This is a genomic window from Roseivivax sp., from assembly GCF_054552075.1.
The window spans coordinates 19,188-44,328 of the sequence record NZ_JBTOLZ010000008.1 but is presented as its reverse complement, the minus strand read 5'-3'; the positions used below and the strand labels follow the sequence as shown (position 1 = coordinate 44,328).

The window sequence follows — 25,141 nt, the reverse complement described above, 5'->3', positions numbered from 1 at the left end:
GGCAGGGTGTCGGGCCAAGGCGCGGCCGGGGCCGGACCCAGGCGGTCCGGCGGCGCGGCGCTCAGGCGGGCAGGACGGCGGTGGCCTCGATCTCGACCAGCGCCTCGTCCTCGATCAGGGCGGCGACCACGACCATGGTCATGGCCGGGAAATGATAGCCCATGACCGCGCGATAGGCCGCGCCGATCTCCTTCTGGCGGGCGAGGTATTCCGTCTTGTCGGTCACATACCAGGTCAGCCGGGTGACATGCTCCACGCTGCCGCCGGCCTCTTCGACCACCGCGGCGATGTTGCGCAGCGCCTGGGACATCTGCCCGATGAAGTCATGGGTCTCGAAGACCTGCTGGGCGTTCCAGCCGATCTGCCCGCCGACATAAAGCGTGCGGCCCTCGGCCAGGATGCCGTTTGCGTAGCCCTTGGCGGGCTTCCAGCCCTCGGGATGGATGGGGATCAGGGCCACGGCCTCACTCCTCCTTGTAGGTTTCCAGTATCGAGCGGCGCGGCTCGGGCCAGCGGCGCGAGGTCATGTGGTCGAGGTCGACCAGGATCAGCGTCACCCGGGCGGTCAGCCGCGGCTCGCCCTCGGCGCTGGCGGCGATCTCGAGATCGAGGCTCGCCCCGCCGATGCGCTGCACGGTGAGACGCCAGTCGAGCACGTCGCCGAGGCGCGAGGGGGCGTGGAAGTCGGTCTCCATCTTGCCCGCCGGCACGCCGACGCGCTCGGCCACATGCATCTGGCCGAAGGACCAGCCCACGGCCTCGGCGAAGAAGGTCTCGACCGTGGCGTTGATCATCTCGAAATAGCGCGGGTAGAAGACGATCCCCGCGGGGTCGCAATGCTGGAACATCACCGGGATGCGGTGCTCGAAGGCGGCCATGGCTCAGCTCCCTGTCGCGGCAGTTCGAAGCATCGGGCGGTCCTTTCCGGCAAAGCGCGCTAGGTCCTGCCACGCATGGGCGCGCGGATCCCGCGCGTGACCCTGTCAATGTCCCCGCCCGGGCTAAAAATTTCAAGCCTAAAGTTTTAGGCTTGAAATGATTGCCCGGGTTTGGGAGTGTCGAAGCCAGTCTACTGGGAGGACAAGGCGATGAAGACCGTCTGTCTGGGCGGCGGCCCCGCCGGCCTGTATTTCGCCATCAGCCTGAAGCTGCGCCAGCCCGAGGCCGAGGTCGTGGTGATCGAACGCAACCGCGCCGACGACACCTTCGGCTGGGGCGTGGTGCTCTCGGATGAGACCCTCGACAACCTCGAGAAGAACGACCCCAAGAGCGCCGCCGCGATCCGCGGCCATTTCGCCTATTGGGACGACATCAAGGTGGTCAAGGAAGACACGGCCATCACCTCCACCGGCCATGGCTTCTGCGGGCTCGGGCGCAAGACCATGCTGCTCCTGCTGCAGGAGCGCGCCCGCGAGCTCGGCGTCGAGATGCGCTTCGAGACCGAAGTGGAGGACATCGAGGCCCTGCGCCGCGACTACGACCTGGTGGTCGCCGCCGATGGGGTGAACTCCAAGACCCGCAAGGCCTACGAACACGCCTTCCGCCCCGAGATCGACACCCGCGCCTGCAAGTTCGTCTGGCTCGGCACCCACGCCAAGTTCGACGACGCCTTCACCTTCATCTTCAAGAAGACCGACGCGGGCTGGATCTGGGCCCATGCCTACCAGTTCGACGCGGACACGGCGACCTTCATCGTCGAATGCGCCGAGGACACCTGGCGCGGCCTCGGCTTCGACCAGATGGACCGGGAGGCGATGATCGCCCGCTGCGAGGAGATCTTCGCCGATCACCTCGGCGGCCATGCGCTGATCTCCAACATGAAGCACCTGCGCGGCTCGGCCTGGCTGAACTTCAACCGGGTGCTCTGCGAGACCTGGCACCACGAGAACGTGGTGCTTCTGGGCGACGCCTCGGCGACCGCGCATTTCTCCATCGGCTCGGGCACCAAGCTGGCGCTCGAAAGCGCCATCGCCCTGGCCGAACTGGTGACCGAGAAACCCACGCTGGAGGCCGCCTTCACCACCTACCAAGAGGACCGCCGCCTCGACGTGCTGCGCCTGCAGTCTGCGGCGCGCAACTCCACCGAGTGGTTCGAGGAGGTCGAGCGCTACCTGCACCTCGACCCGGTGCAGTTCAATTATTCGCTGCTGACCCGCTCGCAGCGCATCAGCCACGAGAACCTGCGCCTGCGCGACGCCAAGTGGCTGCGCGAGGCCGAGGAGTGGTTCCAGGCCCAGGCCGGGGCCAACGGCGTGCACCGCGCGCCGATGTTCGCGCCCTTCCAGTTGCGCGACATGCGGCTGAAGAACCGCGTCGTGGTCTCGCCCATGGCGCAGTACAAGGCCAAGGACGGCTGCCCCACCGACTGGCATTTTGCCCATTACGCCGAACGCGCCAAGGGCGGCGCGGGCCTCGTCTACGTCGAGATGACCTGCGTCTCGCCCGAGGGCCGGATCACCCCGGGCTGCCCCGGGCTCTACGCACCGGACCACGAGGCCGCCTGGCGGCGGCTGACCGATTTCGTGCATGCCGAGACCGACGCCAAGCTCTGCATGCAGATCGGCCACTCGGGCCGCAAGGGCTCGACCCAGCTCGGCTGGGAGGAGATGGACGCCCCGCTGCCCGAGGGCAACTGGCCCACCATGTCCGCCTCGCCGATCCCCTGGGACGAAGGCCATGCCGCGCCGAAGGAGATGGACCGCGCCGACATGGACCGGGTGCGCGACGAGTTCGTCGCCGCGGCACAGATGGCCGACCGCGCGGGCTTCGACATGATCGAGCTGCACGCCGCCCACGGCTACCTGATCTCCTCCTTCATCTCGCCGACCTCCAACCGGCGCGAGGACGACTACGGCGGCCCGCTTGAGAACCGCATGCGCTACCCGCTCGAGGTCTTCCGCGCCATGCGCGCCGCCTGGCCCGAGACCAAGCCGATGTCGGTCCGCATCTCCGCCACCGACTGGGTCGGCGACCGCGGCGTCGAGGGCGAGGAGGCGGTGGAGATCGCCGCGATGTTCCGCGCGGCCGGGGTCGACATCGTCGACGTCTCGGCGGGCCAGACCAGCGTCGAGGCAAAGCCGGTCTACGGGCGGATGTTCCAGACGCCCTTCTCCGACCGCATCCGCAACGAGCGCGGCATCCCGACCATGGCGGTCGGCAACATCTACGAGCCCGACCACGTCAACTCGATCCTGATGGCGGGACGCGCCGATCTTGTCTGCCTCGCCCGCCCGCATCTCGCCGATCCCTACTGGACGCTGCATGCCGCCGCCGCCCTGCAGGACGAGGAAAGCGCCTGGCCCCTGCCCTATCTGCCCGGCCGCGACCAGATGCGCCGCCTCGCCGAGCGCGGCGAGGGCCTGGGGATCCGGGTATGAGCGATCTCACCGGCAAGACCGCGCTGGTCACCGGCGGCGGCACCGGGCTCGGTGCCGACCTCGCCCGGCGCTTCGCCGAGGCCGGGGCCCAGGTCTGGGTCGCCGGCCGCCGCGCCGCGCCGCTCGAGGCCCTGGCCGCCAGCCATCCCGGCATCCAGGCCGCCCCCGCCGATGTGACCGACGAAGCCTCGGTCGCGGCGCTTTTCGACAGAACCGGCCCCTGCGAGATCGTCCTGGCCAATGCCGGTAGCTCGCTCAGCGCGCCCTTCACCCGCACCAGCGCCGAGGACTGGCGGCAGATGGTCGAGGTCAATCTGACCGGCGCCTTCCTGACCCTCAGCGAGGCCGCCCGCCGGCTCGGCAAAAAGGCCCCCTGGGGCCGGCTGATCGCCGTGGCCTCCTCGGCCGGGCTCAAGGGCTATCCTTACGTCTCCGCCTATGCCGCCTCGAAACACGGGGTGATCGGCATGGTGAAATCCGCCGCGCTGGAGTTCGCCCGGACCGGCGTGACGGTGAACGCGCTTTGCCCCGGCTTTCTCGACACCGAGATGACGGAACGCTCGATCGCCAATATCACCGAGAAGACCGGCATGAGCCCCGAGGCCGCCCGCGAGAGCCTGGAGAAGATGAGCCCCCAGCGCCGCCTGATCCGCCCCGAAGAGGTCAGCCGCGCCGCCCTCTGGCTCTGCGGCCCCGGCTCCGAAGGCGTGACCGGCCAGGCCATCGCCATCGCCGGCGGCGAGGTCTGAGACCAGCCCCGCCCCGAAGCGCAACCGCCCTTCCCCCCTCACATTCCGCGCGCCCACCGCAGACCCGGCGCGCCACCCCCAGCCCTTCAGCTTGTGCAAATACCTCGGAGAGCGCGAGAGGCAGAGCCTCTCGCCCGGCCCAGGGGGCCGGCGCTAGCGCCGCGCGCGGACCGCGGAGAACCCCGCCATGGCCGCGTAGCCGCCGACGATGGCGCGGCGATCGGCCTCGGTCAGCACCCTCTCGATGTCGCGGAACCCGGCGGGAGCCAGCTTCTCGACCACGTCGATCACCCGCTCGGGCCCGCCGGCGCGGTTGGTGCGCACGATGTCGGCGGTCTTCGGCAGACGCTCCTTCTCGTAGTCCCAGAGCGCCGCGCGGGGGTGTTCGGCGCGGGCCAGCGCATCGGCGAGGCAGCGCGCGTCGAGCACCGCCTGGCTCGCGCCGTTGGAGCCCACGGGATACATCGGATGCGCCGCATCGCCCAGAAGCGTCACCCGCCCGAAGGTCCAGCGCGGCAGCGGGTCGCGGTCGGCCATGGGGTATTCGTAGATCGCCGGCGCCGCCTGGACGAGCGCGCCGATGTCCATGCCGGGCACCGAGAAGCGCAGCGCATGCGGCAGCACCCGCGCGAGCGGCGCCTGCCGCGACCAGCTGTCGGGCGGCGGGGTCGCCACGGCGGGGTCCTTCACGCGCACGTTGACCACGAAGTTCATCAGCTGCCGGTCGCCCTCGGGCGGGGCGATCGGATAGAGCACCACCTTGCCGCCGAGCCCGCCGCCGATGGCCATGCTCTCGCCGTCCTGCCAGATCGGCCAGTCGGCGGCGCCGCGCCACATCACCACGCCCTGCCAGGAGGGCGCGCCCTCGCCGGGGTAGAAGGTCCGGCGTCCGGCGGAATGGATGCCGTCGGCGCAGATCAAGACCTCGGAGCGGGTGGTCTCGGCGGCCCCGCCCGCCACCGCGTCGGTGAACTGCGCGGTGACCCCGGCCTCGGTCTGCACGAAGCCCGAGAGCCGCCGCCCGGTGCGGACCGCCTCGGGGCCGAGCCGTTCGATCACCGCGTCGTGCAGCACCTTCTGCAGCCGCCCGCGGTGGATCGAGAACTGCGGCACCTCGTGGCCCGCGTGCATGCCGCGCAGCTCGGACCAGACCTCCTGGCCATGTTTGGTCAGATACGTCAGCCGCCGGGTCCGCACCCCGACCCGGTCGAGCGCAGGCAGCAGCCCCAGCGCGGCAAACTCGGCGATGGCATGGGGCAGCACGTTGATCCCGACGCCGACCTCGCGGACCTCGCGGGCGGCCTCGTAGATCACGCAGGGCACCCCGCGCGCATGCAGCATCAGCGCCGTGGTGAGCCCGCCGATGCCCGCCCCCGCGATCAGGACCAGCATGGGCTCAGTCCTCGTCGTCGGGCGGCAGGAAGTCGACCTCGTGTTCCGCCGAGACCGCGACCACATCCGCCGGGTTGGCCTCGGGGCCGAGGTTGTGCAGCGCCCAGAACAGGTCGTAGAGCCGCCGCGAGGGCGCCACCCAGAACAGCGATTTGATCGTGCTGTCGGTCTTGTTGAAGATCCCGTGCGGAATGCCGCGCGGCAGACGGATCAGGTCGCCCGGCTCGGCATAGGCCTCGACCCCGTTCAGAAGCAGGTCGAAGCGGCCCTCGAGCACATAGATGAACTCGTCCTGCGTGGGGTGGATATGCGGCGGCACGAAGGTGCCCTTGGGCAGGGTGGCGTGCCAGCCGAAGGAGGCGGCGCTTTTCTGCTTCGGCACATAGGTCTGGCCGAGGATGTTCCAGGAGATGTCGTCGATCCCGGTATGGGAGCGGGTGACGCCGGGCAGCATGGTCATGGGTGTCTCCTTCTGGGCTCAGACATGCAAAAAGCGGTTCTTCACGTCGGGCGTGGCGAGGATGTCGGCGGTGCTGCCGGTCCAGACGATGCGGCCCTTCTCGATCACCACGTGGCGGTCGGCGAAGCGGCAGAGCGCGTCGACGTTCTTGTCGATCACCAGGATCGCCTCGCCCTCGGCCTTGAGCCGCTCGAGGCAGGCCCAGATGTCGGCGCGGATCAGCGGGGCGAGCCCCTCCGTCGCCTCGTCCAGCACCACCAGCCGGGGGTTGGTCATCAGCGCCCGGCCGATCGCCAGCATCTGCTGCTCGCCCCCCGAGAGCTGGTTGCCCATGTTGCGACGCCGCTCCTCGAGGCGCGGGAAGAGCCCGTAGATCTTGGCGAGGTCCCATTTGCCCGGCCGCGCGGTGGCGCGCAGGTTCTCCTCGACCGAGAGGGTCGGGAAGATCTGCCGCCCCTCGGGCACGAGGCCGAGGCCGGCATGGGCAACCCGGTGCGGTTCGGCGCCGGTCAGGTCGGTGCCGTTGATGCTGATCCGGCCCGCGCGGGGCTTCAGCATGCCGAAGATCGACTTGACCGTGGTGGTCTTGCCCATGCCGTTGCGGCCCAGAAGGGTGACCACCTCGCCCTGGCCGACCGAGAGGTCGATGCCGAAGAGGATGCGACTGTCGCCATAGGCGGCTTCCAGGGCTTCGACGGTCAGCATGGGCCTCTCCTTTCCGGCATATGCCCGCCCGGCACGCGGCAGGGCCCCGGGCGCGAGTGCGACGCCTTGGGGGCCGCGCCGGGCCGGACGGGCCCCGCGCCGCGCGCCCTGCGGCGGGCGGCAGGGAGGCCGGGGTGCGGCGCGAGGGACGCGCGCGCGGGGATGGGATGTGGGGCGGGGTGCGCCCGGAGGGCGGCGCGGCGCGCGGGAGGGCTGACAGGCAGCCCCCCGAAGGCAGGCACCGTGTGTGGCACGGCCAGGACCGCCCCAAGCGGCCCCTTCATGCGCTCCGCGCCGCTCATGCCTCGGCCTCCTCTTCCTCGCCCAGATAGGCGGCGCGGACCTGCGGGTCCGAGCGGATCTCCTCGGGCGTGCCGGTGGCGATGATCCGGCCGTAGACCAGGACCGACACCCGGTCGGCGAGGCGGAAGACCGCGTCCATGTCGTGCTCGATCAGCAGCATGGTGAAGCGCCCCTTCATGCCCATGAGCCGGGTGATGAAGGCATCCGCGTCCTCGCCGCCGACGCCCGCGAGCGGCTCGTCGAGCAGCAGCGTCCTGGGATCGGTCGCCAGCGCCATGGCCAGTTCCAGCCGCCGGTGCTCGCCGTGGCTGAGCGCGCTTGCGGGCAGATCGGCGCGCTCGTCGAGGCCGGCCTCGGCCAGGGCCTTCAGCGCCGCGGTGTTCAGCGCCGTCTCGCCCGCGACCGGCGCGAAGAAGCGGAAGCTCGAGCCCTCGCGCGCCTGCACCGACAGGGCGACGTTCTCGAGGACGGTGAAGCTCGGCAGCACCTGGGTGATCTGGAAGCTGCGCGCCAGGCCCAGGTGCACCCGCTCGGGCATGGTCGCCCGGGTTATGTCGCGCCCGTCGAGGGTGATCCGCCCGCTGTCCGGCGCGAGCTGCCCCGAGAGCTGCGCCACCAGCGTCGTCTTGCCCGCGCCGTTCGGCCCGATGATGGCGTGGATCTCGCCCGGCTCGATGGTCAGGCTCACGTCGTCGGTGACCTTGAGCGCGCCGAAGCTCTTGTCGAGATGGGTCATCTCAAGGCGGCTCATCGCTTGCGCCTCCCGATCTGTTCGACGAGCCCGGTGATGCCGCGCGGGCTGAACAGCACCATGAGCACCAGGAACAGCCCGAACCAGAGCTGCCAGTGGTCGGTGACCATGCCCAGGAACTCTTCAAGAAGCAGCGCCGCGACCGCCCCGCCGATGGCGCCGGTCAGCGTGCCGATGCCGCCCAGGACCACCATGACGATCAGCTCGCCCGAGCGGTGCCAGGACATGAAGGCAGGCGAGACGAACTCGGCCTGGTTGGCCAGGAGCACCCCCGCGACCGAGGTCATGCAGCCCGAGATCACGAAGGCGGTCAGCTGGTAGCGGAAGGGCGCGTAGCCGATCGCCTCCATCCGCGTGGCATTCTCGCGGATGCCGGTCAGCACCCGCCCGAAGCGCGAGCTGACGATGCGGTGGCAGAGTGCAAAGAGCGCGATCAGCAGCGCCAGCGTCACGTAAAACAGCGTCACGTCGTTCTCCAGCATGTCGCTGCCGAAGATCGTCGACCGGTTGGACAGCCCGTAGCCGTCGTCCCCGCCATAGGCCGAAAGCGAGATGAAGAAGAAGAAGGCCATCTGCCCGAAGGCCAGCGTGATCATGATGAAATAGACCCCGCGCGTGCGCAGCGAGATCGCGCCGGTCACGAAGGCGAAGACCGCCGAGACCAGGATCGCGCCCAGCATCTGCAGGAAAAGGTCGTTGACCCCGTAGCTCGACAGGATCGCCACCGCGTAGGTGCCGAAGCCCAGGTAGGCGGCATGGCCGAAGCTGACCATCGCGCCGTAGCCCAGGATCAGGTCGAGCGCGAGCGCGGCGATGGCATAGGCCAGGATGCGGGTCGCGACCAGCACCAGGAAGGGATCGCCGAGCGCGGTCACCACCGGCGGCACCAGCGCGAAGAGCACGAAGAGGACGGCGGCGGCCTTGACCCGGGGCGCGATGGCCGGGGCCCGGCGCGGGGCGGCGCTGACTGTCGTCTCGGCCATCAGGCGCGCCCTCCGAAAAGACCCGCGGGCTTGGCGAAGAGGATCACCGCCATGAGGATGTAGACCAGCATCGGCGCCAGCATCCGGCCCGCCTGCCCGGCCGCCGCCGGGTCCAGCACCTCGCGCAGGAGGATCGGCCCGAAGACCCCGCCGAGCGTGTCGACCACGGCCACCAGGATCGCGCCGAGGAAGGCGCCCTTGATCGAGCCGATGCCGCCGATCACCACCACGACGAAGGTCAGGATCAGCACGCTTTCCCCCATGCCCGTGTCGACCGAAAGGATCGGCGCGATCAGCGCGCCCGCGAGGCAGGCCAGCACCGCGCCCAGGGTGAAGACCACCGCGAAGAGCTTGCCGATGTCGATGCCCAGCGCCGAGACCATGGCCCGGTTGGTGGCGCCTGCGCGCAGGAGCATCCCGATGCGGGTGTAGTTCACCATCAGGAAGAGCCCCGCCGCGACACCCAGCCCCGCGACGATGATCGCGATGCGGTAGACGGGATATTGCAGCGGCCCCATGAGCGGCACCGAGCCCGAGAGAAGCTCGGGCATCGGCACCGAGAGCGGCGAGACTCCCCAGACGATCTTCACCGTCTCGTTGGCCATCATCACCAGCCCGAAGGTCGCCAGCACCTGGTCGAGATGCGAGCGCGTGTACAATCGCCGGATCACCACCAGTTCGAGGATCAGCCCGACCGCCACCGCGGCGGGCAGCATCAACAGGAGCCCCCACCAGAAGCTGCCGGTCCAGGCCGCGAAGGTGGCGACGAAATAGGCCCCCACCATGTAGAGCACCCCGTGGGCGAGGTTGACCACGTCCATGATCCCGAAGACCAGGGTCAGCCCCGCGGCGATCAGGAACAGAAGCACACCGAGCTGAACCCCGTTCAGGAGTTGAAGCACGAAGAGGTTCGTCATGGACGTGGTCTCCTCAGGCCAGGCCCTTGGGGCTCACTCCATGCCGCACTGGTCGGCGTAGTTGTCGACGTAATCGTCGAAGATCTTCTCGACGATCGAGGTCGCGTAGCGGCCATCGTCGCGCTTCACCGCCTCGACCAGGTAGAAGTCCTGCACCGGGTAGTTGTTCACGCCGAAGGAGAAGTCGCCGCGCGGGCTGTCGAAGTCGGCCTCTTTCAGGGCCGCGCGCAGGGCGTCGCGATCGGTGAGCTCACCGCCGATCTTGCCGACCGCCGAGTTGATCAGCTGCGCCGCGTCATAGGCCTGCATCGCATAGGTGCCGGGCACGTAGTCGTATTTCTCGATGAAGGCCGAGACGAAGGCTTCGTTGGCGGCGTTGTCGAGATCCGGCGCCCAGTTCTGGCCGCCCAGAAGGCCGACCGCGGCGTCCTGCGTCGCGGGCAGCGTGGTCTCGTCGACGGTGAAGGCCGAGAGGAACGGGATCGAGGAAAGCCCCGCCTGGTCGTATTGCTTCACCAGGTTCACGCCCATGCCGCCCGGCATGAAGGTGAAAAGCGCGTCGGGCTGGAAGGCCGCGATCTGCGCCAGCTCCGAGGAGAAGTCGAGCTGCCCGAGCTCGGTGAAGACCTCGCCCGCGACGCCGCCGGTGTAGGAGTTCTTGAAGCCCGCCAGGCTGTCCTTGCCGGCCTGGTAGTTCGGCGCCATCAGGAAGACGTTCTGGTAGCCCTGCTGCTCGGCATAAGCGCCCATGACCTCGTGGTTCTGGTCGTTCTGGTAGGAGGTGACGAAGAAGTTCTCGTTGCACTCCGCGCCGGCGAAATTCGAGGTGCCGGCATTGGTCGAGATCAGGATCGTGCCGGTCTCGGTCACCGGCTGGTGGATCGCCACCAGGATGTTCGAGAAGATCGGCCCGACCACGAAGTCCACGTTCTCGCGCTGGACCAGCTCGCGGGCGTCGTCGGCGGCCTTGTCGGGGCGCTGCTCGTCGTCGATCACGACGATCTCGGTCTCCATGCCGCCCAGTTCGCCGATCTGCTCGGCGCCCAGCATGAAGCCGTCGCGGGCCTGTTTGCCCAGCGCGGCGGCGGGGCCGGACAGGGTGTAGACAAGGCCGATCTTCAGCACGTCGTCCTCCGCCGAGGCGGGCACGTCCTGCGCCTGGGCCGTGGTGGCAAGCCCGGCCGCAAGCGCGGTCGTCAGAAGGAGTCTGGTCGTCAGGGTCATGGATGGTCTCCCGTGTTGGTGAGGTGGCCGCGCCGTCTGTCGGGCGTCGTGCCAAGGCTTAGTGCCGGTCCATTGAGGGCGCGATCGCCCCGTCCCGCAAGTATTTTTCCATCCGCGCCCCAGCGGTGCGGCGCAGCCCGTAGACGTGATCCTGACCAAGGTCGATTAGTATTTCAAGCTCAAACCTTTTTTGCTTGAAATAATTTTTGCCCCTGCCTAGCCTTTGATCTGCACAGGCGGCTAAAGGAGGCCGGAGGCGTGACCACACCCGGGATCGACAAGCAGGCGCCGCGCGGCGGAACCGCCGAGGAGCGCGCCAAGGCGCGGCTGCGCCTCTGGCTCAGGATGCTCAAGAGCACCCGCCGCGTCGAGGCCGTCCTGCGCGACCGGCTGCGCACCGAGTTCGACACCACCCTGCCCCGCTTCGACGTCATGGCCGCGCTCGCGCGCTACGAGGAGGGCCTGAAGATGAGCGCGCTTTCGGGCGTGCTCCGGGTCTCCAACGGCAATGTCACCGGCATCGTCGACCGGCTCGCCGAGGACGGGCTGGCGGTCCGCGTGCAGGTGCCCGGCGACCGCCGCGCCTCGCTGGTGCGGCTGACCCGCAAGGGCCAGGAGGAGTTCGCCCGCCAGGCCGTGGCCCACGAGGGCTGGGTCTCCGAGCTTCTGCAGGATTTCGACACCGAAGAGGCCGACAGCCTCTCGGACCGCTTCGAGGCTGTCAGCCACCGGGAGGAGACCAGATGAGAACCGACACCAGGCATTTCCGCTGCAGCGTGGAGAACGGCGTGGCGACGCTCTGCCTCGACCGGCCCGAGCGCAAGAACCCCCTGACCTTCGACAGCTACGCCGAGCTGCGCGACTGGTTCCGCGAATTGCATTACGACGACAGCGTGCGCGCGGTGGTCTTCGGCCCGAACGGCGGCAACTTCTGCTCGGGCGGCGACGTGCACGAGATCATCGGCCCCCTGACCGAGATGTCGATGAAGGAGCTTCTGGCCTTCACCCGCATGACCGGCGACCTCGTGAAGGCGATGATCAACTGCGGCACCCCGGTGATCGCCGCGGTCGACGGCATCTGCGCGGGCGCGGGCGCGATCATCGCCATGGCCTCGGACATGCGCATCGCCACGCCCGGTGCCAAGGTCGCCTTCCTTTTCACCCGCGTCGGGCTGGCGGGCTGCGACATGGGCGCCTGCGCCATGCTGCCCCGGATCATCGGCCAGGGCCGCGCGGCGGAGCTTCTTTATACCGGGCGCGCCATGTCGGCCGAGGAAGGTCAGGCCTGGGGCTTCTGGAACCAGGTGGTGCCCGAGGGCGAGTTGTCCGAGGCGGCGCAGAAGCTGGCCGGGAAAATCGCCGCGGGGCCGAACTTCGGGCATATGATGACCAAGACCATGCTGAACCAGGAGTGGTCCATGTCGCTCGACCAGGCGATCGAGGCCGAGGCCCAGGCCCAGGCGATCTGCATGCAGACCCAGGACTTCACCCGCGCCTACAAGGCCTTCGTGGCCAAGGAAAAACCCGTCTTCGAGGGCGACTGATGGCCGACCGCAGCTACCTTGACTGGCCTTTCCTCGAGCCCCGGCACAAGGCCCGGGCCGAGGCGCTCGACGCCTGGATGGCGGGCTACGGGCCCATCGACCACGCCGAGACCGACGCCGCCTGCCGCGACCTCGTCGCCCGGCTCGGCGCCGACGGCTGGCTCGAGGCCACCGCCGTGGACCCTGCCGATCCGCAGCCCTTGGACGTGCGCGGGCTCTGCCTGTCGCGCGAGACGCTGGCGCGCCACGACGGGCTGGCGGATTTTGCCTTCGCTATGCAGGGGCTCGGCACCGGGGCGATCTCGCTTTTCGGCACGCCCGAGCAGCAGGCCGAGTGGCTGCCGCTGACCCGCGCTGGCAAGGCGATCTCGGCCTTCGCGCTGACCGAGCCGCAATCGGGCTCGGACGTGGCCAATTCGACCATGACCGCGCGCGACGACGGCGACGCCTGGGTGCTCGACGGCGAGAAGACCTGGATCTCGAACGGCGGCATCGCGGATGTCTACACGCTCTTCGCCCGCACCGGCGAGGGGCCGGGGGCCAAGGGCCTTTCCGCCTTCGTGGTGCCCGCCGACACGCCCGGCCTGAGCATCGCCGAGCGGCTCGACACCATCGCGCCGCATCCGCTGGCGACCCTGCGCTTCGAGGGCGCGCGGCTGCCCAAGTCGGCGCTGATCGGCCAGCCCGGCCAGGGCTTTAAGATCGCTATGTCGGTGCTCGACGTCTTCCGCACCACGGTCGCCGCGGCCGCCCTGGGCTTCGCCCGCCGGGCGCTCGACGCGGCGCTGAGCCGGGTGACCACCCGCGAGGTGCAGGGCCAGCCGCTCTCCGAACTGCAGATGGTCCAGGGCCATATCGCCGAGATGGCGCTGCGCGTCGATGCGGCGGCGCTCCTGGTCTACCGCGCCGCCTGGGCCAAGGATCAGGGCGCGCCCCGGGTCAGCCGCGAGGCGGCCATGGCCAAGCTCTATGCCACCGACGAGGCGCAGAAGGTGATCGACGCCGCGGTCCAGCTGCACGGCGGCGACGGCGTGCGCTCGGGCGAGGTGGTCGAACGGCTCTACCGCGAGATCCGCGCGCTGCGGATCTACGAGGGCGCCTCGGACGTGCAGAAGGTCATCATCGCGCGGCAGACGCTCGGCGCCGGGGCCTGAGGCGGCACGACAGGGCCCCGCGGGGCCGGCACAAGGGAGGGTAGAATGGCGGCACATACGGCGGACGAGCTTCTGGGCCCCTCGGCCCATACCGACACTTTCGCGCGGGACAACCTGCCGCCGGTCGAGCAATGGCCGGACTTCCTGCTGGCGGGCTTCGACTATCCCGAGCGCATCAACGTCGGTGTCGAGCTGACCGACGCCATGGTCGCCCAGGGCCACGGCGACCGCACGGCGCTGATCGGCAACGGGCGGCGGCGCACCTACAAGGAGCTGACCGACTGGACCAACCGCCTGGCGCATGCGCTGGTCGAGGACCTGGGCGTGAAGCCCGGCAACCGGGTGCTGATCCGTTCGGCCAACAACCCTGCCATGGTTGCGGTCTGGCTCGCGGCCACCAAGGCCGGGGCGGTGGTGGTCAACACCATGCCGATGCTGCGCGCGGGCGAGCTCGCGAAGATCGTCGACAAGGCCGAGGTGACCTTCGCGCTTTGCGACACGAGGCTGATGGACGAGATCGTCACCTGCGCCAAGACCAGCGCGCATCTGAAGACCGTGGTGGGCTTCGACGGCACCTCGAACCACGACGCCGAGCTCGACCGCCTGGCGCTGCAGAAGCCGGTGCAGTTCGAGGCGGTGCCCACGGGCCGCGACGACGTGGCGCTTCTGGGCTTCACCTCAGGCACCACCGGCGCGCCCAAGGCCACCATGCATTTTCACCGCGACATCCTGGCCATCGCCGACGGCTATGCGAAAGAGGTGCTGGGCGTCACGCCCGAGGACATCTTCGTGGGCTCCCCGCCCCTGGCCTTCACCTTCGGGCTGGGCGGGCTCGCGGTCTTTCCGCTGCGCTTCGGCGCGGCGGCGACGCTCCTCGAGAACGCCTCGCCGCCGAACATGATCGAGATCATCGAGACCTACCGCGCCACGGTCTCCTTCACCGCGCCCACTGCCTACCGGGTGATGCTGCGCGCCATGGAGGACGGGGCCGACCTCTCAAGCCTGCGCGCCGCGGTCTCGGCGGGCGAGACACTGCCCGCGCCGGTCTACGAGGACTGGATCGCCAAGACCGGCAAGCCCATGCTCGACGGCATCGGCGCCACGGAGATGCTGCATATCTTCGTCACCAACCGCTTCGACGACCACCGCCCGGCCTGCACCGGCAGGCCGGTGACGGGCTACGAGGCCAAGGTGATCGACGAGGCGGGCGCCGAGGTGCCGCGCGGCACCGTCGGGCGGCTCGCGGTGCGCGGGCCCACCGGCTGCCGCTACCTCGCCGATCCGCGCCAGGCCGATTACGTCAAGGACGGCTGGAACGTCACCGGCGACGCCTTCGTCATGGACGCCGACGGCTACCTGCATTTCGCCGCGCGCAACGACGACATGATCATCTCCTCGGGTTACAACATCGCCGGGCCCGAGGTGGAGGCGGCGCTCCTGTCGCATCCCGCGGTTGCCGAATGCGCCGTCGTCGGCCAGCCCGACGAGGAGCGCGGCGCGGTCGTGGAGGCGCATGTGGTCCTGGCCGAGGGCACCCGTGGCGACGACGCGCTGGTCAAGGCCTTGCAGGACCACGTGAAAGCCGAGATCGCGCCCTACAAGTATCCCCGCCGGGTGATCTTCGCCGAGGCCCTGCCCAAGACCGAGACCGGGAAGATCCAGCGCTTCCGCCTAAAGGGCTGAGGCGCTCCTGCCCGCCCCCGCCTTTGACGCGCGGGGGGAAAGCCGCTATCTGAAGGCCATTCTCAGGGCGGGGTGCAATTCCCCACCGGCGGTGACAGCCCGCGAGCGCCATCCCTCGGGATGGGTCAGCAGATCCGGTGAAATTCCGGGGCCGACGGTGACAGTCCGGATGGGAGAGAATGACGCGCGCGGCTTCTGGCCGTGCGTCTCTGACGCTCTGGGATCTTGTCATGTGGAAAGGAACCAGAGCTGTGACAAAATCCCCTACTTTCGCCTTCATCCGCGCGCGCTGGCACGCGGAGATCGTCGACCGCGCGCTCGAGGGCTTCGAGGCCCGGCTGGCCGCGCTCGACCCCGAGGCCCGGGTCGAGGTCTTCGACGTGCCCGGCGCCTTCGAGATGCCGCTCCTGGCGCGGAAGCTCGCCGAGACCGGCCGCTATCAGGCCGTGGCCGCCGCCGCGCTGGTGGTCGACGGCGGGATCTACCGGCACGATTTCGTGGCCAGCACCGTGGTCTCGGGCCTGATGCAGGCGCAGATGGAGACCGGCGTGCCGGTTCTGTCCGTGTCGCTGACCCCGCACCACTTCCAGCCGACCGAGGAGCACGAGGGCTTCTTCTCGGAGCATTTCGTGAAGAAGGGCGCCGAGGCGGCGGAGGCGGCCGTGTCGATCGCAAGCCTGCACGCGGGGCTGGAGGCGGCTCCAGCGGCGGCGTCCGCGGCGGCGTGAGGGTGGCGGCATCAGCCGCGGTGTAAGTGTGGCGCGGGCGGTTGTGGTGAGGCGGGGGCGCCTTGCTCCGGCTCCGCTTCGATGACGGGGTGCGGCGGCAACGCCGCGCCCTGCGTTCCCGCCTTTGAGGCCCGTCAGTAGCCCCCTGCCCCACCGCTCGACGTCCGCAGAGAACCGGTGACCCCACCCCCGGTCGCAAGCCCGCGCACCAGAGGGTGCGCGCCGGACCGGGGGCCGGCGCTGCTGCCCTACGAGCAAGGCGCTTTATCCCAGCAAGGTCAGGGCTAGCGAAACGCTAAGCGCGCCACCCGAAGGAGCGCCGGCCCATCGGGCCGGTCCGGCGCGCGCCCGGCATCTTCGATGCTATTCGGGCGCAAGAGAGCGCGGTCAGTGCGTAGTCCGCAGGTCAGGCGCCGAGGGGCTGCTGCAAGCACCAAAGGCGCCCCCCCCCCCTCAGCGCCCACCCCCTCACGCCGCATACCGCCGCGCCATCTCCCGCACCGGGGTGCTGCGGATCGCGGCGGCGTGGCCGGCGGTACCGAAGCCCGCGAAGCGGTCCTCGCAGAGCGCCCGCACCCCGGCCATGGCCGGCGCCATGTATTTCCGGGGATCGAACTCACCTGGGGTCTCGCTCAGCGTCCGGCGCACCGCGGCGGTGATCGCCAGCCGGATGTCGGTGTCGATGTTCACCTTGCGCACCCCGTGGCGGATGCCGCGGCGGATCTCCTCGAGCGGCACACCCCAGGTCGGGCGGATCTCGCCGCCATGGGCGTTGATCTCGGCGCAAAGGTCCTGCGGCACCGAGGACGAGCCATGCATCACCAGGTGGGTGTTCGGCAGCCGCTTGTGGATCGCCTCGATCACATCCATCGCCAGCACATCGCCGTCAGGCGCGCGGGTGAACTTGTAGGCGCCGTGGCTGGTGCCCATGGCCACCGCCAGGGCATCCACCCCGGTGTCGGCGACGAAACGCGCCGCCTCGTCGGGGTCGGTCAGCAGCTGCTCCCGCTCGAGCTTCTGGGTCGCGCCATGGCCGTCCTCCTGGTCGCCCATCCCGGTCTCGAGCGAGCCCAGGACGCCCAGTTCCCCCTCGACCGAGACCCCGGCGGCATGGGCGATGCGCACCGCCTCGGCGGTGATCCGGGCGTTATAGGCGTAATCCGCGGGCGTCGTGCCATCGGCCTTGAGCGAACCGTCCATCATCACCGAGGTGAAGCCGTGCTGGATCGCGGTCACGCAGGTGGCGATGTCGTTGCCATGGTCGAGATGCACGCAGACGGGGATATGCGGATACATCTCGGTCAGCCCGTCCAGGAGCTTCGACAGGATCAGGTCGTTGGCATAGGCGCGGGCGCCACGGCTCATCTGCAGGATCACCGGCGCGTCGCAGGCATCCGCGGCGGCCATGATCGCCAGCCCCTGTTCCATGTTGGAGATGTTGAAGGCGGGCACGCCGTAGTCGTTCTCGGCGGCGTGATCGAGCAGTTGGCGCAGGGTGATGCGGGACATGAGGGTCTCCTTACTCGGTGAGATGGGCGTGCAGACGGGCAAGCTCGTCTCTCGCGCCGAAGAAAAGCGGGGTCTTGTCGTGGATCCCGGCAGGGCTGCGGTCGAGGATCGGCCCGGCACCGTCCGAGGCAGCACCCCCGGCCTGTTCCATCAGGAAGGCGATGGGGAAGGCCTCGTAGAGAAGCCGCAGGTGGCCTTTTTCGTAACCGGGGCGCGCATCGGCGGGATAGAGAAAGACCCCGCCCTGGATCAGGATGCGGTGCAGGTCACCCACCGCCGCCGCGATCCAGCGCATGTTCGTGTCGCCCCCGCGCGGGCCGGTGACCCCGGCCCGGGCCTCGGCCAGGTAGGCGCGCAGACCGGCTGCCAGGTGCCGCTCGTTCGAGGCGTTGTAGGCCAGCATCTTCGTGGCGGGCGGCACCTCGGCGCGGGACCGGGTGAGCCGGAAGACCCCGTCGCGCGGGTCGAGCGTGGCGAGGCTCACGCCGGCGCCAAGGCTCACGCCCAAGTCGGTGCTGTGCCCGAAAGAGACATAGCCCGCCGCGACCATCTCGCGGCCCGGACGCAGGAAGCTCTCGCCCTTGGGGAAGATGCCGAAGAGAAGCCCCAGCGGCGCGCCGATGCCGATGCTCCCGGAGCCGTCGATCGGGTCGATGACCACGTCCCAGTCGCCCTTCTCGTTGAGGGTGATCGGGTCTTCCGCCTCTTCCGAGACCACCCGCGCGACGGAGGTGCGCGCAAGCGCGGCGACCATGTGGTCATGCGCGGCGAGGTCGAGCGCCTTCTGGCTGTCGCCGCTGGCGTTCCGGCCGGTCTTGGCTGCCGGATCGCCCGGCAGGCCCGCAAGCGCGAGGCGCAGCGCGATGGGCCGGGCGGCCTCGGCGATGGCTTGGACGACCTCGGTCAGGCCCGGCGCCCCTTGGCCCTCGAGATGGTCGGAGAGCGCGGGCGCGCGGGCCTCTGGGTCGTCGGTCGGGGTGAAGAGCGGGCCTTGGGTCATACGGGCACCACTTGGGGTGCTTTGGGCGCGCAGGCTTCGCGGGGCGCGTGGAGCACGCGGGCCACGCGGAAGGCGCGGAAGGCGCGGAAGGCGCGGAAGGCGCGGAAGGCGCGGTCTTCCGGGGTCCGGCTGGGCAGCGCCCGGCGGTCAATGGGCATGGTGAGTCCCTCCTCGATCTCAGCGCAATGTTATATATCGCGTTATAAATCACAAGTTAGAATCACAAAATAACATCAATTATGTTGCATCACACAGATTCGATGTTATCTTCAGGGATAACGCAGCAGCAGGAGGGCGCGCGGTGAAGCCTGAAGACCGCCGGCAGGAAATCGTGGAACTGCTTGTCGACCTGGGCTCGGCGAGCCTCGACGACCTGTCGCGCCAGTTCGGCGTCTCGAAGATGACCATCCACCGCGACCTCGACGAGCTCGAACAGGAGGGGCTCCTGCGCAAGATGCGCGGCGGCGCCACCATCGAGGCCTCGGGCCAGTTCGAGAGCGATTTCCGCTACCGGATGCGCAGCGCCGGCGAGGAGAAGCGCCAGATCGCCGAACGCGCGGCGCGCTTCCTCGAGCCGGGCATGAGCGTCATGGTCGACGACGGCTCGACCTCGCAGCAGCTCCTTTCGGCGCTGATCGAGCTGCGCCCGCTCACGGTGATCACCAACAACCACGCCCTGATCGAGGGGCTGGCCGGCGCCTCGGGCATCGAGCTGGTGGCGCTCGGCGGCACCTATTCGCGCAAGTTCAACGGCTTCTTCGGCGTGGTCACCCTGACTGCGCTGACCAACCTGCGGGCCGACGTGGCGCTTCTGTCGACCTCGGCCATCGACGGGCACACCGCCTTTCACCAGGACCAGGAGGTGCTCGAGGTCAAACGCCGGATGATCGCCTGTTCGGCGAAAAGCTACCTCATGGCCGATCACGGCAAGTTCGGGCGCACAGCGCTGCATTACGTCACCGACCTCGACGCCTTCGACGGCGTCGTCACCAGCAGCGCCCTGACCGAGCCGCGCGCGGCGGCGCTGCGCGACCGCGGCATCGCGCTGCATTTCCACGAGGAGGGCTGAAGATGGCCGAAGCCGCAGGCCGCTGGATCGGCACGAGCTGGAAGATGAACAAGACCCTGGATGAGGCGCTGCGCTTCGCCGAGGGGCTGCGCGGCGCGGCGCCTAACCCGCGCATCCAGCGCTTCGTGATCCCGCCCTTCACCGCCCTGCGCGAGGTCAAATCGGCGCTCACCGAGACCGACGTCGCCGTCGGCGCGCAAAACATGCATTGGGACGACGCCGGCGCCTGGACCGGCGAGGTCTCGCCGCTCATGCTGACCGACTGCGGGCTCGACCTGGTGGAACTGGGCCATTCCGAGCGCCGCACCCATTTCGGCGAGACCGACGAGACCGTCGGGCGGAAGACCGCGGCCGCGCTGCGCCATGGCCTCACGCCGCTCATCTGCATCGGCGAGACCGCCGAGGAGAAAGCCGCCGGTGAGGCCGACGCGGTGCTGACCCGCCAGGTGGAAAGCTGCCTCGCCGGGCTGCCGCCCGAGCTGGCCGCGCGCCCGATCCTTCTGGCCTATGAGCCGGTCTGGGCCATCGGCGCCGGCGGCACGCCCGCGACGCCGGGCTATGCCGAGGCCCGCCACGCCCATATCGCCGGGGTCGCCCGCGCGGCGCTCGGCCGCCATGTGCCCTGCCTCTACGGCGGCAGCGTGAACCCCGGCAATTGCGCCGAACTCATCGTCCGCGACCATGTCGACGGGCTCTTCATCGGGCGCTCGGCCTGGGAGGTCGAGGGCTACCTCGACATTCTCGACCGCTGCGCCCGCGTCATCTGAGGAAAGGACCCCACCATGAAACTCGCCATCGCAGGAGACAGCGCCGGCGCCCCGCTGGCCAAGGTTCTGGCCGAGCACCTCGGCGCCAAGCAAGGCTTCGAGGTCGCCGAGCTTTCCGACCCGCCCGCGGGCGGCGAATATTACGCCAATCTCGCCGACCGGGTCTGCGCGCAGGTGCTCGACGGCACCTATGACCGGGCGATCCTCTGCTGCGGCACCGGGATCGGCGTCTGCCTTTCGGCCAACAAGGTGCCGGGCATCCGTGCTGCCCAGACCCATGACACCTATTCCGCCGGCAAGGCCGCGACCTCGAACAACGCGCAGGTGATCACCATGGGCTCGCGCGTCGTGGGGGCGGAACTGGCGAAGGACATCGCCGAGGCCTTCCTCGGCGCGGCCTTCGACCCCGAGGGCAAATCGGCCGGCAACGTGCAGGCGATCGACGCGCTCGACCGGAAGTATCACACCGCCTGAACGGGGCGGCGCGCGGGGCTTTGGCCGCGCGCGGCTGTCTTGGAGGAGAGTGAGAGACCCGGGGCGTTCGAGAGAGCGCCCCGGGTTTTCTTTGGTTCAAGCGATGGCCGGGTGGCGCCCTGCGTTGAAGCGTGCCGAAAGGGCTGCGCCCGAGAGCCCGCCGATCAGCCCGCCGCCCCGCGCGGCTCCCCCGTCAAAGCCGCACCCCGTGCCGCTCTTCCAACAGCCGCTGCGTCTCGGAGAGCTCCCTCTCCCGCCGCGCATCGTCCCAGCCCAGCGCCTCGCCCAGGATCTCCGCGATGGCCTCCAGGTCGCGCCCGGTGAGCCGCCCGGTGATCGCCAGCGTCGTCCGCCGCAGCACCACGTCGGCCAGGTGCACGACCTGTTCGTGCCGCGCGATCCAGTCGATCTCGCCGCGGGAGTAGCCCGGGGCATCGGCCAGCGGCGCGGCCCCCGGCCCCTCGTGGCCCGCGATCCGCGCCGCCGTGGTGCCGTAGCGATCGAGCAGCACCGCAAGGCGGGCTTCCTCGACGCCGCTCTCCCGCGCGGCCTCGGCCAGCCAGGACGCCCGCGCCGCAGCGCCTTTCGGAAAGTCCCGCCCGCCGCCGATCGGCAGCTCGCGGGTCGAACGCTCGCGCCCGCGCCCGAGGCGCGCCAGCACCGTGTCGGCGACCTCTTCCGAGAAGCCCCGGAAGGTCGTCCACTTGCCGCCCACCATGGAGAGGATCGGGAAGCGCCGCGCGCCCTCGGGTTCTGCCACCGGGGCGGAATGGTCCCGGCTGATCAGCCCCGGCGCGGTCCCGTCCGAGGCCGGCAGGGGCCGGATGCCGCTGTAGCGCGCGACGATCTGGCCCGCGTCGAAGCTGAGCCCCGGCAGGAGCCCCCGCAGGCTCTCGAGGAAATAGGCGGTCTCGGTCTCCTCGCAGCGCACCGCGTCGGGGTCCTCGGCGGGGATGTCGGTGGAGCCCACCAGCGCCCGCCCGAGGTAGTCGAAGACCAGGCAGATGCGCCCGTCGTCGGCCTCGAAATAGATCATCCGTCCGGCGAGCTGGCGCACCAGATCGGGGTGGTCGAGCAGGATATGCGAGCCTTTGGTGCCGCCGATCAGCTTCGAGGGCGCGCCCATCAGCGCGTTGACCTTGTCGATCCAGGGGCCAGCGGCATTGACCACCACGCGCGGGCGGGTGGTCAGGCTGCCGCCACCCGGCAGGTCGAAGCTCAGCGCCGCGCCGTCGCCGGGGCGCAGCGCGGTGGCGTTCAGCGCCCTTGAGCGGGGGTTGGCGGCGGAGCCCTCGGCCACCAGTTCCCAGACCAGCCGCTCCGGCGCGGTCACGGAGGCGTCGTAATAGGTGCCGGCGGCGACGATCCGAGGCGTCAGCGCGGGCAGCTTCTCCAGCGCCCGGCCCCGGCGCCAGAGCGCATGGCGCGGCATGACCCGGGCGCGGCGGCCGTAGAAGTCGTAGAGCGCGAGCCCAATCTTCACCAGAAGCGCGCCCCGGCTGCGCGGCGCCTGCTTGGCCCCGAAAAAGGTCCGAAGCGCCGCGCCGATGCCGCGCGTCCAGGAGAAGATCGGGATCACCGTGGGCAGCGGATGCACCAGGTGCGGGGCGTTGCGCAGCAGCAGGTTCCGCTCCAGCGTGGATTGCGCCACCAGGCCGAACTCGCCGGTCTCGAGGTATTTCAGCCCGCCGTGGATCAGCCGCGAGGGCGCGGCGCTGCTGCCCGAGCCGAAGTCGCCCTTGTCGACCAGCAGGCAGTCGACGCCCTGGGCGCAGAGGTCGCGGTAAAGCCCCGCGCCGTTCACCCCGGCCCCGAGGATCACCACCTCGTAATCGCCCGTCTCCGGCGTCGCGCTCATGTCCTGTCCTCGTGCTCGCTCAGGGCTTCGATCTTCTCCCAGACCGGGGTCAGCGCCGCTGCGGCCTCGGTGTAGAGCGCGTAGCGCGCGGCATAGGCGGCGGTGCGGTCGGGGTCGGGGGTATGCGCTGTCTCCAGCGCGGAAAGGTCGCGCGGGTCGTCGAATGGGCTCTGCCAAAGCCCCGCCGCCGCGCCCGCGCAAAGCGCCGCGCCCCAGGCCGCCGCCTCGCCGGTGGCCGAGGTCAGCACCGGCAGGCCGGTCACATCGGCCATGAGCTGGGCGAAATCGGGATTGCGCGAGACGCCGCCGGTGAGCCGCAGGCGGTCGAAGGGGAAGCCCTCGCCCAGGGCGTCGATATGATGGCGGTGGTTGAAGGCGATGCCTTCGAGCACCGCGCGCAGAAGATCGCCGCGCCCGTGCCAGCCGCGCAGGCCCAGGAACCCGCCGCTCGGCCCGCCGCCCTGCGGGCTGCCGTAGAGGTAGGGATGGAAGATCGGCCCGCCGGGCGCGGGTGCCGTGGCGCGCATCTCGGCGGCCAGCGCGGCGTGATCCGGTGCAGCCTCCCCGTCGCGGCAGAGCGTCTCGGCGAACCAGTCGTAATTGGTGGTCGAGGCCGGAGAGATCGACATGGCGTTCCAGGTGCCCGGCGCGATGCCGTTGCGACAGAACCAGCGCGCGTCCCGGCGCGGGCTGTCGCAGATCACCTGGTTGATCGAATAGGTCCCGGCGACCACGTCCGCGGCGCCCGCGCGCTGCCCGCCGATGCCCAGCGCCGAGGCGGTCACGTCGTGCAGCCCCGCCGCGACCGGCGTGCCCGGGCGCAGCCCGCAGCGCCGGGCGGCGGCCTCGGTGACATGGCCGACCACCGCGTCGACGGGGCTCGCGGGCGGCAGCGCGGGCTTGAGCGCCTCGAGCCCGTAAAGCGCCAGCGCCTCGGGGGTGTAGTCCTGGGTCTCGAGCGCGGTGAAGGCGGTGCTGGCCTCGGTCCGGTCGGTGCCGATCTCGCCGGTCAGGCAGAAGCGCAGCCAGTCCTTGCAGGAGAGGATATGCCCGATCCGGGCGAAGCGGTCGGGCTCCTCCCGGGCGATCCAGGCCAGGAGCGCCGAGGGGGCGGAGGCATGCGGCACCTGCCCGGTGAGCGCCAGCGCGCGGTCGGCGATGCCCTCGGCGCGCCAGGCCGCGACCTGCCCCTCCGCCCGGCTGTCGAGCGACAGGATCGCGGGGCCCAGCGGGGCCTTGTCGCGGTCAAGAAGGTAGATCCCGTCGCCATGGGCGGTGGCGGCGATGGCGGCGACCTCGCCGGGGTCGATGCGGGCCTCGGCGATCACCTCCGAGATGGCCTCGGCGGTGGCCGCCCAGAGCGCGTCCATGTCGCGTTCGACGTGGCGCGGGCGGGGCACGTCGCGGGGCACGCGGCGGCGGGCGACCGCGAGCTCGCGGCCGTCACCCGAGAACAGCACCGCCTTGGTGACGGTCAGGCCGCTGTCGAGGCCGATCAGGCAGGCCATGGCGCGCCCTTTCGCGGTTGGGGGTCGGTTGTAAAGCTGCGGGACGGCGCGGGACGGACCGAAAAGAGGCGGCCAACCTCAACCGCCCTCTCGCCCCGCCCGGGCGTGGCGCGGCTCATGCCCGGCGCAGCGGGGCGACGACCACCTCGGCCCCGCCGGCGCGGATGCGTTCGAGGTGGAAGGCCGGGGTCTTCTCGTCCACGATCACCGCGTCGAAGTCGCGCAGCGCTACCAGCCCGTGCAGGGCGCGGCGCTCGAACTTGGTGTGGTCGGCCAGGAGGATCCGCCGCTTGGCCGAGTCGAACATCGCGCGCTTGGTGTCGACCATCTCGGGCGACTGGTGAAAGACGATGTCGTCGATGATCGCCGAGATCGACATGAAGAGCGTGTCGGCCCGGAGCCGCCCGATCTCGTTGGTGGTCATCCGCCCCATGAAGGCGTGGCACCACTTGTGGAACTGCCCGCCGAGCCCCAGGAGCGTCACGTCCCGCAGGTCGCTGAGCTCGGCCATCAGCCGCAGCGAATTGGTGATCACCGTGAGCGGCGTCTTCGCCGCCAGCAGCGGCGCCATCTGGCCCACGGTGGTGCTGTCGTCCATGAAGATCGCCTGCCCCGGCTCCACGAAGTCGAGCGCGGCGGCGGCGATGGCGGCCTTCTCCTCGGACTGGCGCACGGCGCGGTAGACGTCGCTGGCCTCGATCAGGCTGGTCGGCGCCGCCGAGACGATGCCGCGGGTCTTCCGCAAAAGCCCGCGCTCGGCCAGGTCGTCGAGGTCGCGGTGGGCGGTCATCAGGGAAATGTCGTAGCGCGCCGCGAGATCCTCGATGCGCATGGTGCCGGCCTCCATCACCGCCTCGGCGATCATCTGGCGGCGGGCGAGCTGGCGCGCCTGGCGGCTGTCGCCGGGCACCTCCTCGGCCATCAGCTGGTCGATCGCTGCGGGATCTTTTCGGTCGGTCATCACATGCTCGGGTCCAAGCGGTGCG

Annotated in this window: 25 protein-coding genes and 1 riboswitch; of the genes, 10 read left to right on the top strand and 15 right to left on the bottom strand. The window is 70.1% G+C overall.

Translation table 11 applies throughout. The features are described 5' to 3' along the window. Nucleotides 1-61 precede the first annotated feature (61 nt). Together ACX938_RS08500 and ACX938_RS08495 are read right to left on the bottom strand one after the other, a co-directional pair. On the bottom strand, nt 62-460 hold the full coding sequence (locus tag ACX938_RS08500; protein ID WP_232754007.1) for a RidA family protein: 399 nt from the start codon (nt 458-460) through the stop codon (nt 62-64). Between the two features lie 4 nt (nt 461-464). Continuing rightward, a complete protein-coding gene (locus ACX938_RS08495; RefSeq protein ID WP_232754008.1) occupies nt 465-878 on the bottom strand; it encodes an acyl-CoA thioesterase in 414 nt (137 codons plus the stop codon). A 210-nt stretch (nt 879-1,088) separates the two neighbouring features. Here ACX938_RS08495 and ACX938_RS08490 point away from each other — a divergent pair, with 210 nt between their 5' ends. Together ACX938_RS08490 and ACX938_RS08485 are read left to right on the top strand one after the other, a co-directional pair. Continuing rightward, nucleotides 1,089-3,377, top strand: a complete 2,289-nt coding sequence (locus tag ACX938_RS08490) for a bifunctional salicylyl-CoA 5-hydroxylase/oxidoreductase (protein WP_459430724.1) — start codon at nt 1,089-1,091, stop codon at nt 3,375-3,377. After that, on the top strand, nt 3,374-4,126 hold the full coding sequence (locus ACX938_RS08485; protein ID WP_459430723.1) for an SDR family NAD(P)-dependent oxidoreductase: 753 nt from the start codon (nt 3,374-3,376) through the stop codon (nt 4,124-4,126). Before ACX938_RS08490 ends, ACX938_RS08485 begins: the two co-directional genes overlap by 4 nt. Nucleotides 4,127-4,279: 153 nt before the next feature. On the opposite strand, the gene ACX938_RS08480 is transcribed toward ACX938_RS08485, so the two are convergent. The 7 genes from ACX938_RS08480 to ACX938_RS08450 form a co-directional block, all read right to left on the bottom strand. Beyond that, on the bottom strand, nt 4,280-5,518 hold the full coding sequence (locus ACX938_RS08480; RefSeq protein WP_459430722.1) for a flavin-dependent oxidoreductase: 1,239 nt from the start codon (nt 5,516-5,518) through the stop codon (nt 4,280-4,282). Between the two features lie 4 nt (nt 5,519-5,522). After that, the gene (locus ACX938_RS08475) at nt 5,523-5,972 is read right to left on the bottom strand and encodes a cupin domain-containing protein (RefSeq protein WP_459430785.1); all 450 of its coding nucleotides are present in this window, start codon (nt 5,970-5,972) and stop codon (nt 5,523-5,525) included. A gap of 24 nt (nt 5,973-5,996) precedes the next feature. Next, nucleotides 5,997-6,683 carry an ABC transporter ATP-binding protein gene (locus tag ACX938_RS08470; RefSeq protein ID WP_232754011.1) on the bottom strand — a complete coding sequence of 229 codons (687 nt, stop codon included), beginning with the start codon at nt 6,681-6,683 and terminating at the stop codon, nt 5,997-5,999. A gap of 298 nt (nt 6,684-6,981) precedes the next feature. Beyond that, entirely contained in the window at nt 6,982-7,737 is a 756-nt protein-coding gene (locus tag ACX938_RS08465) for an ABC transporter ATP-binding protein (RefSeq protein WP_232754012.1), read from the bottom strand. Then, the gene (locus ACX938_RS08460; protein ID WP_459430721.1) at nt 7,734-8,720 is read right to left on the bottom strand and encodes a branched-chain amino acid ABC transporter permease; all 987 of its coding nucleotides are present in this window, start codon (nt 8,718-8,720) and stop codon (nt 7,734-7,736) included. The genes ACX938_RS08465 and ACX938_RS08460 overlap by 4 nt, the downstream gene beginning before the upstream one ends. Then, nucleotides 8,720-9,637, bottom strand: coding sequence for a branched-chain amino acid ABC transporter permease (locus ACX938_RS08455; RefSeq protein ID WP_232754014.1), 918 nt, complete (start codon nt 9,635-9,637; stop codon nt 8,720-8,722). Before ACX938_RS08455 ends, ACX938_RS08460 begins: the two co-directional genes overlap by 1 nt. Nucleotides 9,638-9,670: 33 nt before the next feature. Beyond that, nucleotides 9,671-10,861, bottom strand: coding sequence for an ABC transporter substrate-binding protein (locus ACX938_RS08450; protein ID WP_459430720.1), 1,191 nt, complete (start codon nt 10,859-10,861; stop codon nt 9,671-9,673). Between the two features lie 345 nt (nt 10,862-11,206). On the opposite strand from ACX938_RS08450, the gene ACX938_RS08445 reads away from it, so the two are divergent. The 5 genes from ACX938_RS08445 to ACX938_RS08425 all read left to right on the top strand — a co-directional run bounded on the left by ACX938_RS08445 (nt 11,207) and on the right by ACX938_RS08425 (nt 15,970). After that, complete coding sequence (locus ACX938_RS08445; protein ID WP_232754140.1) at nt 11,207-11,608, top strand: MarR family winged helix-turn-helix transcriptional regulator; 402 nt, start codon at nt 11,207-11,209, stop codon at nt 11,606-11,608. Beyond that, nucleotides 11,605-12,405: an enoyl-CoA hydratase family protein gene (locus ACX938_RS08440; protein ID WP_232754016.1), complete on the top strand. Its 801-nt coding sequence runs from the start codon at nt 11,605-11,607 to the stop codon at nt 12,403-12,405. Before ACX938_RS08445 ends, ACX938_RS08440 begins: the two co-directional genes overlap by 4 nt. Beyond that, on the top strand, nt 12,405-13,559 hold the full coding sequence (locus ACX938_RS08435) for an acyl-CoA dehydrogenase family protein (protein ID WP_459430719.1): 1,155 nt from the start codon (nt 12,405-12,407) through the stop codon (nt 13,557-13,559). The genes ACX938_RS08440 and ACX938_RS08435 overlap by 1 nt, the downstream gene beginning before the upstream one ends. A gap of 45 nt (nt 13,560-13,604) precedes the next feature. Next, the gene (locus ACX938_RS08430) at nt 13,605-15,242 is read left to right on the top strand and encodes an AMP-binding protein (RefSeq protein ID WP_459430718.1); all 1,638 of its coding nucleotides are present in this window, start codon (nt 13,605-13,607) and stop codon (nt 15,240-15,242) included. Nucleotides 15,243-15,296: 54 nt separating this feature from the next. Continuing rightward, a riboswitch (FMN riboswitch) is annotated at nt 15,297-15,427 on the top strand. Nucleotides 15,428-15,493: 66 nt separating this feature from the next. Next, a complete protein-coding gene (locus tag ACX938_RS08425) occupies nt 15,494-15,970 on the top strand; it encodes a 6,7-dimethyl-8-ribityllumazine synthase (RefSeq protein WP_459430717.1) in 477 nt (158 codons plus the stop codon). A gap of 468 nt (nt 15,971-16,438) precedes the next feature. On the opposite strand, the gene fba is transcribed toward ACX938_RS08425, so the two are convergent. From fba to ACX938_RS08410, 3 genes are read right to left on the bottom strand one after another with little or no spacing between them, the layout of a single operon-like run. Then, a complete protein-coding gene (gene fba / locus ACX938_RS08420; protein ID WP_459430716.1) occupies nt 16,439-17,479 on the bottom strand; it encodes a class II fructose-bisphosphate aldolase in 1,041 nt (346 codons plus the stop codon). A gap of 10 nt (nt 17,480-17,489) precedes the next feature. Then, nucleotides 17,490-18,479: a class 1 fructose-bisphosphatase gene (locus tag ACX938_RS08415; RefSeq protein ID WP_459430715.1), complete on the bottom strand. Its 990-nt coding sequence runs from the start codon at nt 18,477-18,479 to the stop codon at nt 17,490-17,492. Beyond that, on the bottom strand, nt 18,476-18,637 hold the full coding sequence (locus ACX938_RS08410; RefSeq protein ID WP_459430714.1) for a hypothetical protein: 162 nt from the start codon (nt 18,635-18,637) through the stop codon (nt 18,476-18,478). The genes ACX938_RS08415 and ACX938_RS08410 overlap by 4 nt, the downstream gene beginning before the upstream one ends. Nucleotides 18,638-18,780: 143 nt before the next feature. Between ACX938_RS08410 and ACX938_RS08405 the strand changes: the two genes are divergently transcribed. Genes ACX938_RS08405 through derI form a run of 3 tightly spaced genes read left to right on the top strand, consistent with a single transcriptional unit; the run spans nt 18,781 to nt 20,789 of the window. Then, nucleotides 18,781-19,548, top strand: coding sequence for a DeoR/GlpR family DNA-binding transcription regulator (locus ACX938_RS08405; protein WP_459430713.1), 768 nt, complete (start codon nt 18,781-18,783; stop codon nt 19,546-19,548). Nucleotides 19,549-19,550: 2 nt separating this feature from the next. Next, nucleotides 19,551-20,315, top strand: coding sequence for a triose-phosphate isomerase (locus tag ACX938_RS08400; protein ID WP_459430712.1), 765 nt, complete (start codon nt 19,551-19,553; stop codon nt 20,313-20,315). Between the two features lie 15 nt (nt 20,316-20,330). Beyond that, the gene (derI, locus tag ACX938_RS08395; RefSeq protein WP_459430711.1) at nt 20,331-20,789 is read left to right on the top strand and encodes a D-erythrulose-4-phosphate isomerase; all 459 of its coding nucleotides are present in this window, start codon (nt 20,331-20,333) and stop codon (nt 20,787-20,789) included. Nucleotides 20,790-20,982: 193 nt separating this feature from the next. Here derI and ACX938_RS08390 read toward each other — a convergent pair whose 3' ends face one another. The 3 genes from ACX938_RS08390 to ACX938_RS08380 all read right to left on the bottom strand — a co-directional run bounded on the left by ACX938_RS08390 (nt 20,983) and on the right by ACX938_RS08380 (nt 25,116). Continuing rightward, on the bottom strand, nt 20,983-22,647 hold the full coding sequence (locus tag ACX938_RS08390; protein ID WP_459430710.1) for a glycerol-3-phosphate dehydrogenase/oxidase: 1,665 nt from the start codon (nt 22,645-22,647) through the stop codon (nt 20,983-20,985). Continuing rightward, nucleotides 22,644-24,155, bottom strand: coding sequence for an FGGY-family carbohydrate kinase (locus ACX938_RS08385; protein WP_459430709.1), 1,512 nt, complete (start codon nt 24,153-24,155; stop codon nt 22,644-22,646). Before ACX938_RS08385 ends, ACX938_RS08390 begins: the two co-directional genes overlap by 4 nt. 115 nt (nt 24,156-24,270) lie before the next feature. Next, nucleotides 24,271-25,116 (bottom strand): DeoR/GlpR family DNA-binding transcription regulator, encoded by an 846-nt coding sequence (locus ACX938_RS08380; protein ID WP_459430708.1) that lies wholly within the window; start codon nt 25,114-25,116, stop codon nt 24,271-24,273. Between the last annotated feature and the right edge of the window lie 25 nt (nt 25,117-25,141).